2 protein-coding genes and 1 pseudogene are annotated in these 1,498 nt (G+C 59.1%); 1 reads left to right on the forward strand and 2 read right to left on the reverse strand.

All coding sequences use genetic code 11. The features are described from left to right. Positions 1–183 precede the first annotated feature (183 nt). On the forward strand, positions 184–624 hold the full coding sequence (locus tag ACWEKS_RS49290; protein ID WP_452346597.1) for a transposase: 441 nt from the start codon (positions 184–186) through the stop codon (positions 622–624). A 157-nt stretch (positions 625–781) separates the two neighbouring features. Here ACWEKS_RS49290 and ACWEKS_RS49295 read toward each other — a convergent pair whose 3' ends face one another. Further along, entirely contained in the window at positions 782–1,096 is a 315-nt protein-coding gene (locus ACWEKS_RS49295; RefSeq protein ID WP_452346598.1) for an Lrp/AsnC family transcriptional regulator, read from the reverse strand. Between the two features lie 21 nt (positions 1,097–1,117). Continuing rightward, positions 1,118–1,351: pseudogene (locus tag ACWEKS_RS49300) on the reverse strand (Lrp/AsnC family transcriptional regulator); the annotation flags it as partial. Positions 1,352–1,498: the final 147 nt, after the last annotated feature.

Here is a 1,498-nt window from a genome sequence, read left to right on the forward strand (position 1 = left end):
GACCACACCGGTGCACCGATCCACCGATCACTGACCCCCTACGACCATTGACACAGTGGGGCTGCCCGCCCCACCCCTTGGAATCAATCATCTAGACACCGCCAGGCAAGCTCGAACGCGCCAGCGCATATGACAAAGTCGCTGCTCACCTTGCCCGATTCGAAGGCTTGGTACTGTCGGCAGTTGACCATCGAGCTCGACGAGCTGGCCAGCGAGATCGGTGAACGGGTCCAGAAGGTGGCGCCGACGCTGCTGGCCGTTGTCGGCTGCGCCGCATTGACGGCAGCGAAGATCATCGGTGAGACTGCCGGCGTCGACCAATTCCACTCCAAGGACGCCTTCGCTCGCCACAACGGCACCGCATCGCTTCCCGTTTGGTCATGCAACCGTGCGCGGCATCGCTTGTCTCGCACCGGAAATCGACAACTCAACGCTGCCCTGCACCGCATCGCCCTCACCCAAGCTCGCTGTCATCCCGAAGCTCGCGTCCTACTCGCTCGCAGAAAGGCCGCTGGTGACGGCGGCCTGGAAGCCTTGCACATCCTCAAACGCAGGCTTTCCGACGTCGTTTTCCGTGCCATGGACGCCGACATCAAAACCGGTGGAACCACCGCTACCCCTTGACAGAGGAGCTATTTACAGTCCCCGGGACTCGATTGTTCAGAAGGCTCCGCGTACGCCAGACCGCACTCCCGCTCGCTCGGTCTGCGTCAAAGCCTCCCGCCAGGCGTGAGAGAAGTCCCGTCGGTTGTTCGACCCTCTATTGGAGTGACACTACTGTCTACGAGTTCTCGTCCGTCTTGATGCTCAGCCCTCGCTTGACAGTCGAGATTGCGACCGAAGTCTGGTAGTTCTTCACATTGCTGTTCTCGGAGACTAGACGCTGCATTACATCATCAAAATCGACCATGTCGCGCGCTGTAACGATGATAATGAAATCCGCTTCCCCTGTGACGTACCAGCATTGCTGCACTGCAGGTTCTGCGCTGAGCCACGAACGTAGAGCATGAAGGATATGCCGTCCCTCGCGATCAACGCTCAGCGAGACGATCATGACCATATTGCGGCCGACCGCTGTCGGGTCAACCAACGCCACCTCTCCGAGGATGACTCGGTTCGCACGTAACCGCTGGATTCGGCGATGTGCGGCGGAAGCCGACAGCCCGACTGCGGCACCGAGTTCTTCGAGGGACTTCCGTGCATCGGCTTGGACGTACGCTAGAAGCGCTCGATCAACCGAGTCGAGTGAAACATTTCGCAAGTTGAGCCGCTCCCGGGATCTAATCGGATGGATACTCTGCTGATGGCAAGAATAGCGCGTTAGGTCGTGTCTCCCAATGATTTGAGCCATTCGACGATGAGAGCTAGGTTCTGTCTCGAAGTGAGTGATGGGGCGGCACCGTGCAGCGGTGTCGCCCCATCAGCATGTTCGACCGAAGTTGTTGCCCGCGTTGGCATATAGGCGAGGTCTCCGGTAGTTCGGATTAGCGACCAAGCA

The sequence above is a fragment of the Nocardia sp. NPDC004711 genome (assembly GCF_053601595.1).